The sequence below is a fragment of the Halorubrum cibi genome (genome assembly GCF_900182635.1).
GTDB lineage: Archaea > Halobacteriota > Halobacteria > Halobacteriales > Haloferacaceae > Halorubrum > Halorubrum cibi.
This window is the reverse complement of sequence record NZ_FXTD01000002.1, coordinates 273871-291641: the sequence shown is the minus strand read 5'-3', so window position 1 is coordinate 291641 and position 17771 is coordinate 273871. Positions and strand designations below refer to the sequence as shown.

Below are 17771 nucleotides of genomic sequence, written 5' to 3'. Positions count from 1 at the left end.
CGCGTTCCGCTAGGCCGTCGCGCCGGCGACGAGGCTCTCGCGGACGGTCTCGAGGAAGCGGTTCGGGTGTTCGACGTGTGGCAACAGCGCGGCGCGGTCGAAGACGACGAGCCGCGCGCCCGACGCGTCCGCGAGCTCGCGGCCGTCCGACAGCGGGCTCACGTCGGCCTCGCGTCCCCACACGATCGTCGCCGGCACCTCGAGGTCGGCGAGCGCGGCCGCCAGGTCGACGTCGCTGTTGAGGTACCCCGAGACGAACGACGCCGGGGCGAACCGCGCGTTCTCGACGTGGCTGGTCCGCCACTCGTAGTCGACCCACTCCTCCGCGGGGGCGTCGGGGTCGTAGTAGCCGTGGTCGGCGTTGAAATACCGGATCGAGGGCTTCGAGGCGATCAGGTTGAAAAACGCCGAACCGACGAGCGGCGACCGGATCAGCTCTCGGAGCCAGGGCTTCGGCGGGCTCGGTCCGGCGACGGCCGTGGGACAGACGCCGACGAATCCGCTCACCTCGAGGTCATCTCTCGCCGCGTCGCCCGCGAGCGCGCCGGCCGCGTACGCCGCCGACAGCGACGAGGCGACCACGGCGGGCTCGTCGAACTCGGCGAGGAAGTCGCCGACGAAGTCCTCGTACAGCGCCGCCGAGTACCGAAGCGGCGGGCGGTCCGACCGGCCGTATCCCGGCAGGTCGGGCGCGACGACGTGGTGGTCGGCGGTGAGGTCACCGAAGACCTCGCGCCACTCCCCGGAGGAGCCGGCGGCGTTGATCCCGTGGAGCAGCACGAGGTCGGGGTCCTCGGGGTCGCCCCCCTCGGTGTAGGCGACGTCCATGCCGCGCCAGCGGAAGGTGCCGTCGTCGCCGACGAGAGGCGACTCGAGGTCGCCCTCGTAGCGGAGCCCGGCGTTCGTCGCCGCCATCGCACCGACGCCGAGGAGGGCCGTCCCGGCGAGGTTCCTGAGTCTCATGGAATCCCGTTGGTTCGCCGGCGACTTATAACACGTGGAGTCGCCGATCGCAAAGACGTGAAGTCGCCGCCCGAGTTCGCGTGGCCCCGCTACTCGTCGGCGCGTTCGCGGTCCCCGTTCGGGTCGTCGCGGTCCTCGAGACACGCCGCGATCGGGTCGACGATCTCGGCCGCGACGCCGTACGGATCCGCTTCCTTCCGTCGGACGCGGTCCGCGAGCGTCTGGATCCCGCCCCGGCGGTCGATCGCCTCAGTCGCGAGCGTGCCGACGTCCGCGCGCACCAGCGTCCGGATCTCCTCGGCGTACCGCCGCCGCCGGGTCCGCGCCAGATCGCCGGACTCGCGGAGATGGGTCGCGTGCGCGTCGAACGCGTCGATCAGCTCCGCGACGCCCTCGCCCGTCTCCGCGACGGTTCCCAACACCTCGGGTGTCCACTCGGCGTCGTTCGAGGCATCCGAGTCGGCGGCTGCGTCCGGGGCGTCGGAGTCGGCGGCTACGTTCGGGGCGTCGGAGTCAGCGGCTACGTTCGGGGCGCCGCCTCCGCCGTGCGGTCCGTGGTGGCCCGCGGCTCCGGGGGTCGCGGTCGACCCCTCCCGTCTGTGGACCATCTCCTCCAACTCCGCGAGGGCGCGTTCGGCGCCGTCCACGTCGGCCTTGTTGACGACGAAGACGTCGCCGATCTCCAATATCCCCGCCTTCAGCGTCTGGACGTCGTCGCCGGAGCCGGGTTGGACCAGCACCGCGACGGTGTCCGCGGTGCGGACCACGTCGACCTCGTTCTGTCCGGCTCCCACGGTCTCTATCAGGACCACGTCCTTCCCGAAGGCGTCGAGCGCCTTCACGGCGTCCGCGGTCGCCATCGAGAGCCCGCCGAGCTGGCCGCGCGCGCTCATCGACCGAAAGAACACGTCCATGTCGCCGACGTTCGAGGCCATCCGGATCCGGTCCCCGAGCACCGCGCCGCCGGAGTACGGCGAGGAGGGGTCGACGGCGACGACGCCGACGGTGTCGCCGCGGTCGCGGTAGGCCGCCGCGAGCTTGTCGACGAGCGTGGACTTGCCCGCGCCCGGCGCGCCCGTCACGCCGATCACGTCCGCCCCGCCCGTGTGATCGTACAGCGCCGAGACGAGCCCGCGGTACCCCGGCTCACGCTCCTCGATCCGGGTGATGACGCGGGCGAGCGCGCGGTGATCCCCCGAGAGGAGGCTCTCGAGGAGATCGGCGTCGTCGTCGCGGAGGTCGGCCGTCCGGTCGGCGGGTCCGGTTCGCCGCCGAGTCGAGCCCGTCCCCTCGTTCGCGTCCGGCCCGGTCATCTACTCGCGCTCCGGGGCGTTGTTCCGGACGAACTCGATCGTCTCCGACATCGGCGTCCCCGGCCCGAACACCTCTGCGACGCCGAGCGCCTTCAGCTCCGTCACGTCGTCCTCGGGGATGATCCCGCCGACGAGGATCAGGGTGTCCTCGAACGCGCCGTACTCCTTGAGCCCGTCTATCACCTTCGGCACGAGGGTGTTGTGCGCCCCCGAGAGGATCGAGATGCCGAGGACGTCGACGTCCTCCTGGACCGCCGCCTGGACGATCTCCTCCGGCGCGCGGTGGAGCCCCGAGTAGACCACCTCGAAGCCGGCGTCGCGGAACGCCCGCGCGATCACGTGTGCCCCCCGGTCGTGGCCGTCGAGGCCCACCTTCGCGACCAGACACCGCACGGTCCGTCCCGTCCCTTCGACGCTCATACCGGAACCTGACACGCGTGACCGTTTGACTCTAACGGCCGTGTCGGGTCGATCCGGTCGTGTTCGAGAGACGCGGCCGGCCCGCCGGACCTTGCCGATCGCTCCCGAACGACGCCGATAAACCGTCCGCGGGCCTACGGGGAGCAAATGAGCGGAAAGGACGACTACTACAACCGGTCGAAACAGCAGGGGTACCGAAGCCGCGCCTCCTACAAGCTGAAACAGCTCGACGAGGACGCGGACCTCCTCTCGCCGGGCGACACCGTCGTCGACCTCGGGGCCGCACCCGGCGGTTGGCTCCAGGTGGCCGCCGAGGCCGTGGGCGAGGGCGGCACCGTCATCGGCGTCGACCTCCAGCGCATCGACGACCTCGAGGAACACGACGTCGAGACGATCCGCGGCGACATGACCGAGGAGCGCACCCGCCACTACCTCCGGGAGGCGGTCGGCGAGTCGGGAGCCGACGTCGTCGTGAGCGACATGGCTCCGAACATGACCGGCGAGTACTCGCTGGACCACGCCCGATCGGTCCACCTCGCCCGGCAGGCGTTCGACGTGGCGGAGGAGCTGCTCGCGCCCGGCGGCGACTTCGTCGTGAAGGTGTTCCAGGGTGAGGACCTCGACGCGTTCCGCGACGAGGTCGCCGAGGCGTTCGAGTACGTCAAGACGGCCTCACCGCCGGCCTCTCGCGACGCCTCCTCGGAGGTGTACCTGATCGGAAAGGGCCGGATGACCGCCACGGTCGCGGTCGGCGACCGGCTGGAAGTCACCGTCGAGGAGCGCGGCGAGGAGGGAGACGGCATCGCGTACGTCGACGGTTACACGCTTTTCGTCCCCGGAACGGACCCCGGCGAGACCGTCGAGATCGAGGTCCAGGACGTCAAACCACGGTTCGGATTCGCCGAGCGGGTCGAGTCGTAGGCGAGTCACTCCATCGCGAGGGATCTCCGCCACCTCCGCAACGTGAACCGCTCGTAGTCGGTTTCCTCGAGCACCTCCCACTCCTCGTCTCTCCACTCGGGAAACCGCGTGTCCCCCTCGTAGCTCCCGTCGACGTGACTCAACACCAATTCGTCGACGTGCGGCTGAAACAGCTCGTATATCGTCCCGCCGCCGAGGACGTAGACGGCGTCGTCCGCGTCGTCGCGATCCGCGCCGTCGTCCGCGTCCGCGTCGCCGCGATCCACGTCGTCGCGATCCACGCCGTCGTCCGCGTCCGCGTCGCCGACGATCTCTCTCGCGAGTTCGATCGCCGCCTCGACGCCGTCGACGACGACCGCGGTCGGGACGTCGACCGACGTCACGCTCCGGCTCACGACGATCTGGCGGCTCCCGGGGAGGTCGTCGCGCATCGAGTCGAAGGTGCGCCGGCCGAGAATGACGGGGGAGTCCGCGACGCGCTCGCGGTACTGGCGGACGTCCGCCTCGATGTGCGGCCAGGGAACCTCCCCGTCGTTCCCGATCACGCCGTTCTCGGCCACCGCCGCGACGCTGACGAGTCGCATACCCGTCGCTGGGGCGCTGTGGTATAAAAATCCACGCGGGGTGCGGTGTCCTCCCGGTCGAGACGCTGGCTCCTTCTACTCCGCGACCCCGAGCAGGTCGAACGGGTAGCCGTTGTCGTTGTCGTCGGCCTCCTCGTAGACGACGCGGGCGGCCGCGACGTCCTGGATCGCGAGGCCGGTCGAGTCGAAGACGGTGACGCCGGTCACGCCCTCGTCGCCCGTGCCCCTGACACCCACGCGCCCGGGCCGGTTCCCGACGACGATCTCGCCGATCTCGCCGTAGATGTCGTCGTCGCCGAGGACGCCCGCGGCGTACGGGACGTTGATCTCACCGGAGTGGGTACACTGCGCGTGGTCGTCGATGACGACGGTCGCGTCGAGCAACAGCTCGTCGGCCAGTTCGTGTTTGCCCTCGGCGTCGGCTCCCATCGCGTTGACGTGGGTGTGTTCGCCCACGTCGTCGGGACCGACGATCGGGTCCTCGACGGGAGTCACCGTCGAGAGCACGTCGCAGTGGCCGGCCTCCGAGATCGACCCCGCGCGCACGTCGAAGCGGTCCTCGAACGCGTCGATGAAGTTCGCCACTCGCTCCTCGTCGAGGTCGCTCACGACGACCTCCTCGACGTCTCGAACGGTCGAGATCGCCTCGAGCTGGGTGTACGCCTGAACGCCCGCCCCGACGATCCCCATCGAGGCGGCGTCCGGGACCGCGAGGTGGTCGGTGGCGACCGCGGCGGCCGCGCCGGTCCGCTTCATCGTGAGCTCGGTCCCGTCCATGATCGCGAGCGGGAAGGCGGTCTCGGGGTCCGAGTAGATCATCGTTCCCATCACGGTCGGGAGGTCGTGGTCGGCGGGGTTGTCCGTGTGGACGTTCACCCACTTGATCCCCGCGGCGTCCCAGTCGCCGGCGTCCATGTACGCGGGCATCGACCGGAAGTCGCCGTTGTACTCGGGGAGGTCGATGTACGACTTCGGCGGCATCTGGGCGTCGCCGCGCTCGTAGGCGGCGAACGCACCCTCGACCGCCTCGATGACGCGGTCCATCCGTGCGTTCTCGTCGACGTCCTCGTCGTTGAGGAGCAGCGTCTGCATATCGCAACTCTTGCCGGAGGGGTACTTATGAGTGCTGAAGCGTCGCTACCGAGGAGCGGAGACGGGGGACGACCGGCTACGTCCCGGATTCGGCCGGCTTCGGATCGGCGGCTTCGGTCGGGTCGAGATCGGGACCAACGATCTCGAAACGCGCGCCGCCGTCGGCCCCCTCCGCGATCTCGATCTCCCAGCCGTGTGCCGTGACGATCCGGTCGACGATCGCGAGCCCGAGGCCGCTGCCGTGCTCGGAGATGGTATGGCCCCGCTCGAAGACGGTCTCGCGGTCGGACGGGTCGATTCCCGGTCCGTCGTCCTCGACGTAGAACCCGTTTCTCACCTCGAGCACGCCCACGGTGATGGTCACCGCCTCACCGCCGTGATCGAGCGCGTTACGGAAGAGGTTCTCCAGCGCCTCCCTCGTCCGAGCCGGGTCACACCGGATTGTCCCCGATCCGACGATCTCGAGGGTCGAATCCGGAAAGAGGAGGTTCTCGGTCGAGGAGCGAACCAGCGATTCGAACCCGATCGGCGACAGTTCGTCGATCGTCGCTCCTCGCTTCGCGAGCGTCAGGAGGTCGTCGATGAGGTCGTCCATCCGCGCGAGCGCCCGGGCGGTGGTCTCGAGGTAGGGACCGTCGTCGTCCTCCCTCGCGAGGTCGACGTTCCCGTCGGCGACGTTCAGCGGGTTACGCAGGTCGTGTGCGACCCTCGACGCGAACTGTTCCAACTGCTCGTTCTTCTCGACGAGGCTCGCTTCGTAGTACTTCCGATCGGTTATCTCCCGGCTGAACCCGCTGATGAAATCGGTTTCTCCCTCGTCGTCGGTGACCGGCGTACACCGCGATTCGACCCACGACTGGAGTTCCGTGGACTTGTTCACGCGGTACTCGATCCGGACGTGCTCCCCGCTCGAAGCGCGGGCCATCGCCCGCTCGACGCGGTCGGTGTCCTCGTGGTGTACCCGATCGAGAAACGATCGCGGCTCCGCCCGGAGCTCCGCGGCCGGCTGCCCGAAGACGCTCTCGTACGCGGAGTTGATGAAGTGGAGCTCCCCCCAGTCCGCCGAGAAGATCCACAGCGCGTCGTTGGTCGCCTCGGCGACCGACCGGAGCTGTCGGGCCGTTCGGTCCATCCGCCGCTTGGTCCGTCGGTGTTCGACGGCCGAGCACACCTTTCGCGCCAGAAGCGGGGAGGGGTCACCGATCGCCCGGTGAATGACGTAGTCGGTGACGTCGGCGGAGATGGCCTCGCTCGCGACCGCTTCGTCGCCCGTTTCGGTGAAGAGGATGAACGGGATCCCGTCGTCGTTCCCGCGGAGCGACCGGAGGTATTCGAGGCCGGTCCGGCCCGGCATGTGGTGATCGCTCATGATACAGTCGACGTCGTGACGCGAGCGGACTCCCTCCGCCGCGTCGACCGACTCGGCCGTTCGAACGCCGATCCGATCGTCCTCGCGCTCGAGCCGTCGAGCGACCAACTGGAGGAGTTCAGGACCGTCGTTGACGTAGAGTACGGAGATGTCTGTCGATCCAGACATTGTCCGGAGATCACACCGCCGACACAAGACGTTTCGGCGCCGATTATCACGATCTGTAACGGACTCCCTCCGCGGCGGACGGCGGATCGAAACGATCACGCGAAGCGGTCACACGAAACGGCCACACAAAACGGCACGACGGCGTGAGACGGTTCGACGGCTCGATTCGAATCGGAAGGGAGAGGTCGGACGCGTGGTGACGCGGAGGCAACGCTGGCGGTATCGGTCAGCGAAACATCGAAAAGCGAAACGTCGGGAAGCGGGTCCGAACGTCGTTCGACTGACGCGGTTCGGCGGTCGGTGGTGGACGGGATCCGTGTGAGTCTTACCTGCCGGAGCTCACATCGCACCGCCCATTCCGCCCATGCCGCCCATACCCCCCATGCCGCCGGCACCACCCTCGTCTCCGTCGCCGGAGGTGGAGAGGTCGCCGGCCGCGATGATGTCGTCGATCTTGAGGACGAGGTTCGCGGCCTCCGTGGCGGAGGAGATCGCCTGCTCCTTGGCGTGGGCCGTCTCGACGACGCCCGCATCGAAGGTGTCCTCGACCTCGCCGGTGAAGACGTTGAGCCCGGCGTTCTCGTCGCCGGATTCGTGAGCCGCACGGAGATCGACCAGGAGGTCGATGGAGTCGAGTCCGGCGTTCTCGGCGAGGACGCGGGGGATCAACTCGAGGGAGTCGGCGAACGCCTCGACGGCGAGCTGCTCGCGCCCGGAGACGGAGTCCGCGTAGTCGCGGAGCCGGCTCGCGAGCTCGACCTCGATCGCGCCGCCGCCGGGGAGCGTCCGACCGTCGGAGACGGTCGTCGCGACCACGTCGATCGCGTCGTTGATGCCGCGCTCGAGCTCGTCGACGACGTGCTCGGTGGAACCGTAGAGCAGGAGCGTCGCGCCGTGGGGGTTCTCGCCCTCGACGTAGAACAGCTCCTCGTCGGCGTCACGAGTGACCGAGCCGACCGCGACGTCGTCCGCCGACAGCGAGTCGAGGTCGGTGACGATCGCCGCGTCGAGGACGTTCTTGAGGAACTTCATGTCGGACTTCTTGGTCCGACGGACGGCCAGAATACCCTCCTTCGCGAGGTAGTGCTGGGCGAGGTCGTCGATCCCCTTCTGACAGAAGACGACGTCCGCGCCGCTCTCGACGATCGCGTCGACCTTCTCGCGGAGCTGCTCCTCCTCCTGATCGAGGAACTTCTGGAGCTGGTCGGGCGAGTCGACGTTGACGGAGGTGTCGACGTCGGCCTCCTCGACTTCGATGGCCTCGTTGAGGAGGAGGACGTTCGCCTCCTCGAAGTCGGTGGGCATGTCGTCGTGGACCGGGTCCTTGTCGATGACGGCACCGGAGAGCAGCCGGGACTCGCCGGCCGAGCGACCGGTCCGCGTCTCGATGTTCAGGTTCTGGAGGTCGACGACGTGCGAGCCGTCCTCGGCCTCGACGGTGACCTCCTGGATCGCGCGGACGACGAGGTCCGCGAGGACGTCCTTCTCGAGCTCCGCGCCCTTCCCCGTCATCGACGTCTCGGCGACGCTCTTCAGCGTCTCCGTGTCGTCGGGTTCGACGGCGGTGGCGATGTCATCGACCTGCTCGCGGGCGTGCTCGCTCGCGAGGTTGAAGCCCTTGATCACCGCGGTGGGGTGGATGTCCTGCTCGAGGAGCTCCTCGGCGTTCTTCAACAGCTCGCCCGCGATGGCGACCGCGCTCGTCGTGCCGTCGCCGGCCTCGTCCTCCTGGGTCTCGGCGACCTCGACGATCATCTCGGCGGTCGGGTTGTCGATGTCCATCGTCTGGAGGATGGTGACGCCGTCGTTCGTGATGGTGACGTCGCCCATCGAGTCGACGAGCATCTTGTCCATCCCTTTCGGTCCGAGCGTCGAACGTACGGACTCGGCGACGCCGCGTGCCGCGGAGATGTTGTACTCCTGTGCGTCCTTGTCCTTGACGCGCTGGGCGTCGTCGCCCATGATGATCATCGGCTGACCCTGCTGCATTCGCTGGCTCATACAGCGTTCGATTGTTTGTGATTCTATATAAATCCATCGCAAGCGACTCCGATGGAACCGTCGGCAGCGACGACCGGTTTGACGACGAAACTCGACGACAGCGTGCCCACAGGTTGAGTATAATGTTGACTATTCTCATGGATGTTCTTCGGTGTCCGCGACCTCGAAAGGGTCGCTTTATAACACGTATACCACTCGTGAGATCGATGCCCATTCGTTATTAGGCGGCACCGAAAACGACGGCGTATGGATGGGTTCGAAGGCCCCGTGGAGGGCCGAAACGGGACGTGGTCGGTCGGCGACCGCGCCGGGAAGACGACCCGGTGGACGACGTATCGCGGGACGGACGAGGAGGGGTCTCCCGTCGCGATCCGGACGCCGACCGGGACGGTTCCCGGCGACCGGTACGACCGGTTCGACGCGCTCGCCCGTCAGTGGGGAACCGTCGACGAGCGCCGGACCGTCAGGGGGCTGCTCGACTGGGGGACCGATCCCGAGCCGTGGGTCGCCGTCGAGTACGTCCCCGACGAGCTCGAGGCGTGGGCGACCGGAACTACCCTCGAGACCGCGCGAGCGTGCGACCCGCGGACGCGAGCCGAACTGCTCTTCGACGTGTGTGAGGTCCTCCGTACCTACTCCCGGTACGGCTCCACGCCGTGTCACCTCGCGCTCCACCCCGACTGTCTCTCCTTCCGGGTCGACGCCGACGGACCCGTCGCGGTCGTCGACGACTGGGGCCTCAGCCGACTCGTCGAGGACCCCCCGACGACCCCTTACACCGCGCCCGAACAGCTCGAGGGCGACCACGCCTCGAAGCGGACCGACGTCTATCGGATCGGCGCGCTCGCGGCTGCGGCGCTCGGCGACGGGTCTCCCTTCCCCGGCGTCGACGCCGACGACCCGGCGGCGCTGGCCGACGCGATCCGCGGGGGGATCGACGCCGACGCGCTCGGCGACGAATTCCCGGAGGGAGCGGTTCGACCGGTCACCCGGGCCACCGAGAGCGACCCGGCGGACCGGTACGCGACGACGTACCCTCTCGGCCGGGACCTCCTCGACGCCGTTCCGATGGTCGACACGGGCGACCGCGAGGCGGACGCGCTCGCCGCGACCGTCGCCCCGACTCCCGAGGAGCCCGACGCCGACGAGCCGGACGCCGGGGCGGAGGCCGAGGACGCGGGCGCGGGCGCCGCCGCACCCGCGACGGGCGACGACGGCTCGGACGCGGACGACCCGGACGACGGGACGACCGAATCCACGGCCGCAGGCGTCGACGGGTCGGGAGGCGCGGGATCGAACGATGGAGGTGCGGACGGCGACGGTTCTGACGGAGGCGGCTCCAGACGGTCGTTCCTCAAGTACGGGGTCGGCGCGTTCGCGCTCGCCGGCGTCGGCGTGGGCGGACTCATCGCGATGGATCGGAACGAACCGTCGCTTCGGGCGATCGAGGACGGAACGGGAGCGTCCAGGTCGGGCTCCGAATCCGGGACCGGGAGCGAATCCGAGACCCAGTCCGAACCGGCCTCCGAGGAGGAGGCGGCGACCGAGATCACGGGCGGGACCGTCACCGTAGACGCCCGGTACTACCAGTGGCTACAGGACCTTCCGGAAGCGATCGACGAGTCGGACGTTCCCGACGCCGTCGACGTGGAGGTCCGGTCCGACACCGACGGCTCGAGATCGATCGACGAGATCCTCTCCCGGATCGAGGCCGGCGATCCGAAGCCGGACGTGCTGCTCGCCGGCCTCCAGGAACTCGGCCCGCTCTTCTCGGCGGGAGCGACCGAGCCGCTCTCGACGCACGCGGGCGACCATCGGATCGGCGAGGTGTTGGACCGGTCGTTCCCCGCGCTCGACACCGCGGCCCGGCACCCCGAGGACGGCGAGGTCCACGCGCTACCGTACTCGTTCGCTCCCTTCCCCATCGTCTATCGGAAGCGACCGTTCGAGGAGGCCGGGATCGACGACACCGACGAGTGGATGACCGCTCCCCCGACGTGGACGGAGTGGTCGGAGATGGTCGCGGCCGCCCGACAGAACCAGGGGTTCGTCTGGACCGGCCAGCCCCCTCTGCTCCGGCCGGCGTTCACCGGCGTGCTCGGCGGCTTCGGCGGCTCGTACTACGAGACCGGGGACACGGCACCCGGAGACGACGCCGTGGTGACGATCGCGGACACGCCGGGCGTCCGGGCGGCGAACGTCCTCCACGACCTCGCGCTTGGCGGCGACCGGGCGGACCCGCCGGTCCAACAGACGTCCTCCGAGAACGTGCTCGAGTACGGGTTCCCCGAGGTTCTGAACGCGTTCCGCACCGGAGAAGCCGTCGCCGCGCTGCTCCCGCCCTCGATCGCGATGGACGTACAGGGCGACTCCGAGCCGATCGGCATGATGCCGATGCCCACGGGATCGGTCACGTCCCGGACGAACCTGTACGGCCAGTACGTCGTCGTCAACCCCAACACGGAACTGCTCGGCGAGGCGCTCGCGGTCGCCCGGGGGTTCCGCTCGGAAGCCGTCGGATCGCTGCTCGTCGCGAACGGGCAGCTCCCCACGATGAACGGGGACCCCTTCTCGATAGACGCCGCGTCGTCGTCGCCGTACGCGTCGCACGCGCCGGCGATCCGGTTCATGGCCGAGAACGCGATCGTCGAGCCGCCGACGGAGACGTGGTATCGCGAGCAGTCGACGATCGGGCAGGTGCTGCGACGGACGATCACGGACGACCCGCGGGCGGGGCTGAGCGAGCTCGCGTCGATCCTCGGCGAGTAGCAAAAAAAGCGCTCGACTGCGCGGTCGGGACGGTTACTCGGCGGCGGCCTCGCCGGGCTCGTCGAGATACTCCGAATCGATCGTCTCGAGCGTCGGTTCCGGCGGTTCCTCGTCGGCTTCCAGCTCCCGTCGGGTGAGGTGGTTCTCGAGCTGCCGGCGCTTTCCTCTCCCCTTCCGTTCGCGTCCCGATTTCGTGTCTGGCATCGTCACCCGTGACAACACTTCCCACACATATGAAGATTATGTAGGGACGTTGAAATCCGTCGCCGTCGCTCGGCGCGAACTCACTCGTCGCTCCGCTCCTCGTTCGTTATTGCGACAGCAAAAGCGCCAGGAGAGGGATTTGAACCTCAGTCGTTCCGCTCGCTCCGCTCGCTCCACTCTCTGGTTCAAATCCCTCAGTCTCGGTTTTCGACGAACGGCTCGCTCCGCTCGCCGTGTCGTTCGTCGAAAACGCCAGGAGAGGGATTTGAACCCCCGATCCCGGAAGGGAACACGCTTTCCAGGCGTGCGCCTTACCACTCGGCCATCCTGGCTCGTCCGGGAGTAATCCGGTGGGACTGTTAAGTCCTTCTTTTCGCCCCCCGTCGAGCGATCCGGTGTTCCGTGACGTACGCCAGCGCCGCGGCGGCGACGGCGACGACCGCGGCCAGTCCGAACAGCCGCGCGTACCCGAAGGGGAACGAGCCGCCGACGAGGAGGTACCCCTGCGCGGCGACGAGGAACGCGAACCCGCCGATCGCCCCCCACAGCGCCGCCGAGCGCAGTCGGTTCCGCCGCGTGGCGGGGACGCCGGGCGCGTCGCCGCCGCGCTCCTCGCCGCCCTCGGTCATCTCACTCCACGCTCGCGACGGCCTCGATCTCGACGCCGACGCCCTTCGGGAGCGCGCCGGCCTGGACCGCCGACCGCGCCGGCGGCGCTCGGTCGAAGTAGTCGGCGTACACCTCGTTCATCTCCTCGAAGTCGTCGATGTCGCCGAGGAAGACGGTCGTCTTGAGCACGTCCTCCGGCTCCGCGCCGGCCTCCGCTAAGACCGCCAGCAGGTTGTCGAGCGCCTGTTCGGTCTGCTCGGCTATCGGCGCGTCCTCGAGCAGGTCGCCCTCCGGCGTCAACGGGATCTGCCCGGCCGTGAACACGAGCTCGCCGTTCGTCGTCGCCTGGCTGTACGCGCCGACCGCCTCCGGGGCCGCGTTCGTGTGAATGATGTCCGTCATGCGTCCGCCCTTCGGCCCGGACCACTAAGTGTGTCGGGGACGCGGCCGATCCGACCGCCGAGCATAATAGCGTTGAATGTTAACTATTATTACATGTCGGTGGTACTGCTCGCCGCGCTGCTGGCGGGGATGCTCCTGATCAACGTGGCGGTCGCGTGGACGCTCGCCCGCCGGAACCGCGGACCCGACGACGCGCCCGACGCGGAGGGGAGGCCGTCGAACGACGGTCACACCGGATTCGACGCACTCCTCGCCGAGGGGACCGCCCGAGACCCCTCCCCCGACGGCGACGACGCGTCGAGGCACGACCGTTCGCCGGCCGCCGCTCGCCCGTCGGCCGACGACCCGCCGCCGCTCGAGACCGACGAGGAGACGGTCGTCTGCGGGAACTGCGGCGCGAGAAACCGGACGGGGTACCGCTACTGCCGCTGGTGTGTGCGGTCCGCCCTCGTCGAGGACGGACGGGGTCGCGGTGACGCCGCCGGAGCCGCGCGTCGGCCGCTTTGAGCCGGCCGGCGCTACCTCACCGCTCCCGCTACCTCACCGCTCCCGCTTCGCCTCGCGCCCGAGGTGCTCCTCGACGGCCTCGACCTTCCGGTCGGCGGTCGTCTCGACGGTCCGCTTGTCGTCGATCTTCAGGAACGTGGAGACGCGGTCGCCCTCGACCGCTCGGTGTGCGGCCCCGACGGCGTCGAGGAGCGTGTCGACGTCGTCGGCCTCGATGGTGGTCCCCATCGGGTTCGTCTCGTAGCTCACGTCGAAGTCGTCGAGGGCGGCCACCGCCTCCGCGACCTCCTCGGCCATGCTCCCTTCGATCACCGGTGCGACGCTCAACAGGGCGACGACGGTCATGTGCGAGCGTACGTGCCTCGATGGAATAAAGGCCGCACCCGACTGCCGCGAAAACCGCATCCGCCCGCCACCGTCGGCGGCCCGCCTTCTCGCGCCCGCTTCGGCTACCCCTCGAGGGCGTCCCGCAGGAACGAGAGCTGATGGCCGACCGCCGGCTCGAAGTCCGCCCCGAACGGCGAGAAGTGGTCGGCGGGCATCGAGACGACGGTGCCGCGTCGGAGGTCCTCAGCCGCATCGCGGACCGACTCGATCGGGACGATCGAGTCGTCGGTGCCGGCCAGAAGCAGCGTCGGCGCGTGGATCTCCGCGAGCCGCTCGCCCGGTCGGTAGTTGACGAGCCGGAGGAGCGACCGGGCGGGCGTCTCGTTCCGCCAGGCCGACTCCCGGTCGACGAGGTCGAGGTAGCCGCGTTTCGTTCCCGGCTCGGTGATAGCCGCGAGTTCCGCGGTTTCGCCGACGATCGGGACGGATCGGCCGCGACCGACACGATGACCGAGCAGGTCTCGGAGGCCCGCGAGACCCGCGCGTGCGAGGTACTTGCCGCCGCGGTCGACGGCGGTCGACCGCGCGTCGAGAAGCGGCGTCACCGCGATCGCGGCGTCGACGTCCCGGCGCTCGGCCGCGAGCGTCAGGACGTGTCCCGCCGACAGCGACGCGCCCCAGAGGACCCGATCCCGACCGAGCGCGTCGACGCGGTCGAGGCGCTCGAGCGCGCCCGCGTAGTCGGCCCGCTGGCGGCCCGAATGGACCAGTTGGGAGTCGCCCTCGGAGTCGCCGAACCCGCGGTAATCGAAGCTGAACGCGGCGTAGCCGGCGTCCGCGAACCGCTCGGCGATCGCCGGGTAACCGAAGCTCCGCTCCGCACCGAGCCCCGGTCCCATGACGATCGCCGGCGGATCGTCGTCCTCGCCGCTCGGGAGGTACAGGGTCCCCCGGCAGGTCTCGCCGCCGACGTCGAAGGCGAGCCCACGCGTCGAGAAGCGTTCTCTCGGCGGCCGGGCGAGCCGCCGCTGGGCGCGGTTCATCGGGTCGCGTCGAGTCACGGCGTCCGGTCCCCCTCGGATCCCTCGCCGTTTCGGTCGTCGCCGCCGTCCGCCTCGGCGACGTGCGTGAGCGTTTCGAGAACGCGCGTCGAGAACTCGGTCTCGGTCAGCTCGTCCGCGAGGAGCCCCTCGAACCAGGCGGGCTCGGCGCTCCACGTCCCGAGCGGGTCCCCGGGTGACCGAACCACGGTCGCCTCAACGCGGACGGGGTCCCACGCGTCCGCCTCCGCGCGGTCGATGAGCGCGTTGAGCGCCCGACCGATCTCGCGGCGGTGGACCTCGCGTCCCGGAAACGCGGTCATGTACGTCACCTCGAGGGGGTCGCCGACGTCGATCGACTCGACGCTTACGCCGTAGCTCCGGAGGGTCGGTTCGACCCCGCTCGTCGGCTCGTCGTCGCTCATACCTGACGGTCGTCGGGGCGGGATAAATCGGTACCGGCGCGCCGCTCCGGGATCGATTCGGACGAGAGGTCCGTCGGAAAGCCGCTGGCGGGGGTCGTCGGTTACGACGACCGATATCGGGTCTGTCAGAGGCACACGATTGTCCCGTGCGGCCGAGTTCGAGTACTCGATCCCGGGGGATAAACGCTCGGTGAACGATGTTTCAGTCATCCGCCTTACAGGCGGGAGCCCCCCGATCGACGCGGCCGCCGGCGAGCGCCCGTCCGCGAGATCGCCGTCGAGTGCGCCCGTGTGTCTCCGACATGATTTATACTCCTTCCGGGGGAACGGCCGGTATGCTCCGGGCCGCGCTGGCGACGCCGCTTCGATCCGAGGACGCGGCCGGAACGCTGGTCATCGGGACGGTACTGACGCTTCTCGCGTGGACTCTCACACCGATTTGGGTGATCGGGACGCTCTCCGCGCCCGTTCTCGTCCTGGCCGCGCCGCTCGCGCTCGCGCCGACGTTCGTCGGTCGCGGATACCTCCTGCGAGTGGTCGCCGTCGGGATCGAGACGGTCGACGAGACCGAGACCGTGACCGGGTCTAGGATCGGGTCCGCGGCGGACGTCTCCCCGCAGGCCCCGCCCTTCGTTCGCTGGGGGCGACTCTACCGCGACGGGGTCGCGTCCGCGCTGCTCACCGTCGCGTACCTCCTCCCGCTCGTCGTCGGGCTGGCCGCCGTCGGGGTCGCGGGCGCGTTCGTCGAACTCGGTCGCGTGGATCCGACGCCGCTCGCGGAGTCGATCGCGGGGGCCGACTCGGGGGGCACCGCCGGCGTCGAAGCGGGCGTGCCGACCGTCGCCCCGGTCTACGGGATCGTCGGCGCGTTCGTCGCCGTCGTCTCGCTCGCGTACCTCGTCGCGTTCGCGTACGTCAGGCCGGCGGCGCTCGCCGCACTCGCCGCGGGGGGCCGGCTCCGCGACGGACTCCGACCGACCGCGGTCGGCCGCGTCGCGCTTTCGGGCGAGTACGCGGTCGCGTGGTCGCTGGCGATGGTCACGCTGCTCACGGGGTACGTCCTCGCGGGGCCGTTCGTCCCCCTTCTCGTCGGGATCGGCGGCGTCTTCGCGGTTCGGATCGTCGTCCACACGTTGTACGGACTCGGGGCGGGGGACGTGGTCAACCACGCTCGATTACGGACTCCCGTCGACGACGAGGACGGCGTCGCCGATTCGGAGGCCTCGATCGAGCCGAGCGCTGTATTCGCCGAGCCGTCGGAGGGACGCGGATCGGTCCGTCCGGAGGCCGATCCGGCGGTCCAGACCGGACGGTCCGTTCCCCGGGGGATCGCGACCCCGCCTCCCGAGGAAGTCGGCACGGTCGCTCTCGATTCCCTGGTTGAGGGTGCCGGCGACGGCAACGGTGACGGCAAAGGGGGCGACCCCCTCGCCGACCGCGACGACGACGATCTCCCGGACGACGGTACGGTCGACGAGTTTGACTGGGGGACGTGACTCGTCGTCGTCGCGGTCCCGCTGGCGATCCGTCGAGAACGGAAGCCAAGAGTTGATACCGTCCCGATCGAACCCCGGGTATGCGAATCTCCGAGCGGGGCTACGGCGAGGAGGGCCGGGAACGGCTCACGCTCGTCCCCGAGAACGTCGACGACCTCTGGCACCTCGCGCACGTCCTCGAACCGGGCGACCGGGTCGAGGGCGACACCACCCGGCGGATCCAGCGGGACGACGACCGGATGCGGGACACGGGCGGCCAGCGCGAGCACATCTTCGTGACGCTGGAGGTCGACGACGTCGAGTTCGCGCGCTTCGCCAACCGGCTCCGCGTCTCGGGCGTCATCGTCGCCTGCTCGCGGGAGGACCAGCTCAACGCCCACCACACGATAAACGTCGAGGAACACGACGAGATCACGGTCGAGAAGCACTTCAAGCCGGACCAGACCGAGCGGCTGGAGGAGGCGACCGAGGCCGCGGAGAACCCCGACGTCGCCATCGCGACCGTCGAGGAGGGCGCGGCGTACGTCCACACGGTCCAACAGTACGGCACCGAGGAGTACGCCTCGTTCACGAAGCCGACGGGCAAAGGAGAGTTCTCCCGGCCGCGCGAGGAGCTGTTCGCCGAACTCGCCGAGGCGCTCTCGCACCTTGACGCCGACGCCGTGATCCTCGCGGGTCCGGGGTTCACGAAGCAGGACGCCCGTGACTACATCGCCGAGGAGTACCGCGACCTCGCCGACCGGATCAGCGTCGTCGACACGTCGGCGGCCGGCGACCGCGGCGTCCACGAGGTACTCAAACGGGGCGCGGTCGACGAGGTACAAAAGGAGACGCGGATCTCCAAGGAGGCGAACCTCATCGACGAGCTCACGGAGAACATCGCCACGGGGGCGAAGGCCACCTACGGCCCCGAGGACGTGGCGGAGGCCGCGGAGTTCGGCGCGATCGAGACGCTGCTCGTCGTCGACGACCGGCTCCGGACCGAACGTCAGGGAGAGGGCGACTGGGGGATCGACGTCAACGAGGTGATCGAGTCCGTCGAGCGACAGGGCGGCGACGTGGTCGTCTTCTCGGCGGAGTTCGGTCCGGGCGAGCAGCTCTCGAACCTCGGTGGTATCGCCGCCGTCCTCCGGTACCGGCTCCAGTAGCGGCCGCGGGCGG

Annotated in this window: 18 protein-coding genes and 1 tRNA gene; 5 read left to right on the top strand and 14 right to left on the bottom strand. The window is 69.5% G+C overall.

Translation table 11 applies throughout. The features are described from left to right. Positions 1-9 precede the first annotated feature (9 nt). The 3 genes from FN829_RS04025 to FN829_RS04015 form a co-directional block, all read right to left on the bottom strand. The gene (locus tag FN829_RS04025; RefSeq protein ID WP_142985713.1) at positions 10-963 is read right to left on the bottom strand and encodes an alpha/beta fold hydrolase; all 954 of its coding nucleotides are present in this window, start codon (positions 961-963) and stop codon (positions 10-12) included. 89 nt (positions 964-1052) lie between these two features. After that, complete coding sequence (meaB, locus tag FN829_RS04020; RefSeq protein ID WP_142985712.1) at positions 1053-2276, bottom strand: methylmalonyl Co-A mutase-associated GTPase MeaB; 1224 nt, start codon at positions 2274-2276, stop codon at positions 1053-1055. Continuing rightward, on the bottom strand, positions 2277-2696 hold the full coding sequence (locus FN829_RS04015) for a cobalamin B12-binding domain-containing protein (RefSeq protein ID WP_142985711.1): 420 nt from the start codon (positions 2694-2696) through the stop codon (positions 2277-2279). It lies immediately after the preceding gene. Positions 2697-2843: 147 nt separating this feature from the next. On the opposite strand from FN829_RS04015, the gene FN829_RS04010 reads away from it, so the two are divergent. Continuing rightward, positions 2844-3617, top strand: coding sequence for an RlmE family RNA methyltransferase (locus tag FN829_RS04010; RefSeq protein WP_142985710.1), 774 nt, complete (start codon positions 2844-2846; stop codon positions 3615-3617). Positions 3618-3622: 5 nt separating this feature from the next. Here FN829_RS04010 and FN829_RS04005 read toward each other — a convergent pair whose 3' ends face one another. The 4 genes from FN829_RS04005 to thsB all read right to left on the bottom strand — a co-directional run bounded on the left by FN829_RS04005 (position 3623) and on the right by thsB (position 8819). Then, the gene (locus FN829_RS04005) at positions 3623-4201 is read right to left on the bottom strand and encodes a dihydrofolate reductase (RefSeq protein ID WP_142985709.1); all 579 of its coding nucleotides are present in this window, start codon (positions 4199-4201) and stop codon (positions 3623-3625) included. A 75-nt stretch (positions 4202-4276) separates the two neighbouring features. Beyond that, positions 4277-5293: an ornithine cyclodeaminase family protein gene (locus FN829_RS04000; RefSeq protein ID WP_142985708.1), complete on the bottom strand. Its 1017-nt coding sequence runs from the start codon at positions 5291-5293 to the stop codon at positions 4277-4279. 76 nt (positions 5294-5369) lie between these two features. Next, on the bottom strand, positions 5370-6830 hold the full coding sequence (locus FN829_RS03995; RefSeq protein WP_142985707.1) for a receiver/sensor box histidine kinase: 1461 nt from the start codon (positions 6828-6830) through the stop codon (positions 5370-5372). A 339-nt stretch (positions 6831-7169) separates the two neighbouring features. Further along, the gene (gene thsB, locus FN829_RS03990) at positions 7170-8819 is read right to left on the bottom strand and encodes a thermosome subunit beta (protein ID WP_142985783.1); all 1650 of its coding nucleotides are present in this window, start codon (positions 8817-8819) and stop codon (positions 7170-7172) included. Between the two features lie 258 nt (positions 8820-9077). Here thsB and FN829_RS03985 point away from each other — a divergent pair, with 258 nt between their 5' ends. After that, complete coding sequence (locus FN829_RS03985) at positions 9078-11600, top strand: extracellular solute-binding protein (RefSeq protein ID WP_142985706.1); 2523 nt, start codon at positions 9078-9080, stop codon at positions 11598-11600. Between the two features lie 33 nt (positions 11601-11633). Here the strand turns inward: FN829_RS03985 and FN829_RS15800 are convergent, their stop codons facing one another. From FN829_RS15800 to FN829_RS03970, 4 genes are all read right to left on the bottom strand, one after another. After that, positions 11634-11804: a hypothetical protein gene (locus tag FN829_RS15800; protein ID WP_185955673.1), complete on the bottom strand. Its 171-nt coding sequence runs from the start codon at positions 11802-11804 to the stop codon at positions 11634-11636. 250 nt (positions 11805-12054) lie between these two features. Next, a tRNA-Ser gene (locus FN829_RS03980) sits at positions 12055-12136 on the bottom strand. Between the two features lie 27 nt (positions 12137-12163). Next, positions 12164-12433, bottom strand: coding sequence for a hypothetical protein (locus FN829_RS03975; protein ID WP_142985705.1), 270 nt, complete (start codon positions 12431-12433; stop codon positions 12164-12166). A 1-nt stretch (position 12434) separates the two neighbouring features. Further along, positions 12435-12815 carry a Rid family detoxifying hydrolase gene (locus tag FN829_RS03970; protein WP_142985704.1) on the bottom strand — a complete coding sequence of 127 codons (381 nt, stop codon included), beginning with the start codon at positions 12813-12815 and terminating at the stop codon, positions 12435-12437. 93 nt (positions 12816-12908) lie between these two features. Between FN829_RS03970 and FN829_RS03965 the strand changes: the two genes are divergently transcribed. After that, entirely contained in the window at positions 12909-13322 is a 414-nt protein-coding gene (locus FN829_RS03965; protein WP_142985703.1) for a DUF7577 domain-containing protein, read from the top strand. A 33-nt stretch (positions 13323-13355) separates the two neighbouring features. On the opposite strand, the gene FN829_RS03960 is transcribed toward FN829_RS03965, so the two are convergent. From FN829_RS03960 to FN829_RS03950, 3 genes are all read right to left on the bottom strand, one after another. Next, complete coding sequence (locus FN829_RS03960; protein WP_142985702.1) at positions 13356-13667, bottom strand: MTH1187 family thiamine-binding protein; 312 nt, start codon at positions 13665-13667, stop codon at positions 13356-13358. 104 nt (positions 13668-13771) lie between these two features. Then, a complete protein-coding gene (locus tag FN829_RS03955; RefSeq protein WP_142985701.1) occupies positions 13772-14710 on the bottom strand; it encodes an alpha/beta hydrolase in 939 nt (312 codons plus the stop codon). Then, positions 14707-15114: a hypothetical protein gene (locus tag FN829_RS03950; protein WP_142985700.1), complete on the bottom strand. Its 408-nt coding sequence runs from the start codon at positions 15112-15114 to the stop codon at positions 14707-14709. The genes FN829_RS03955 and FN829_RS03950 overlap by 4 nt, the downstream gene beginning before the upstream one ends. Positions 15115-15449: 335 nt before the next feature. Between FN829_RS03950 and FN829_RS03945 the strand changes: the two genes are divergently transcribed. Continuing rightward, positions 15450-16610 carry a DUF4013 domain-containing protein gene (locus FN829_RS03945; RefSeq protein WP_185955672.1) on the top strand — a complete coding sequence of 387 codons (1161 nt, stop codon included), beginning with the start codon at positions 15450-15452 and terminating at the stop codon, positions 16608-16610. An 80-nt stretch (positions 16611-16690) separates the two neighbouring features. Beyond that, positions 16691-17758, top strand: coding sequence for an mRNA surveillance protein pelota (locus FN829_RS03940; RefSeq protein ID WP_142985698.1), 1068 nt, complete (start codon positions 16691-16693; stop codon positions 17756-17758). The last annotated feature ends 13 nt before the right edge of the window (positions 17759-17771 follow it).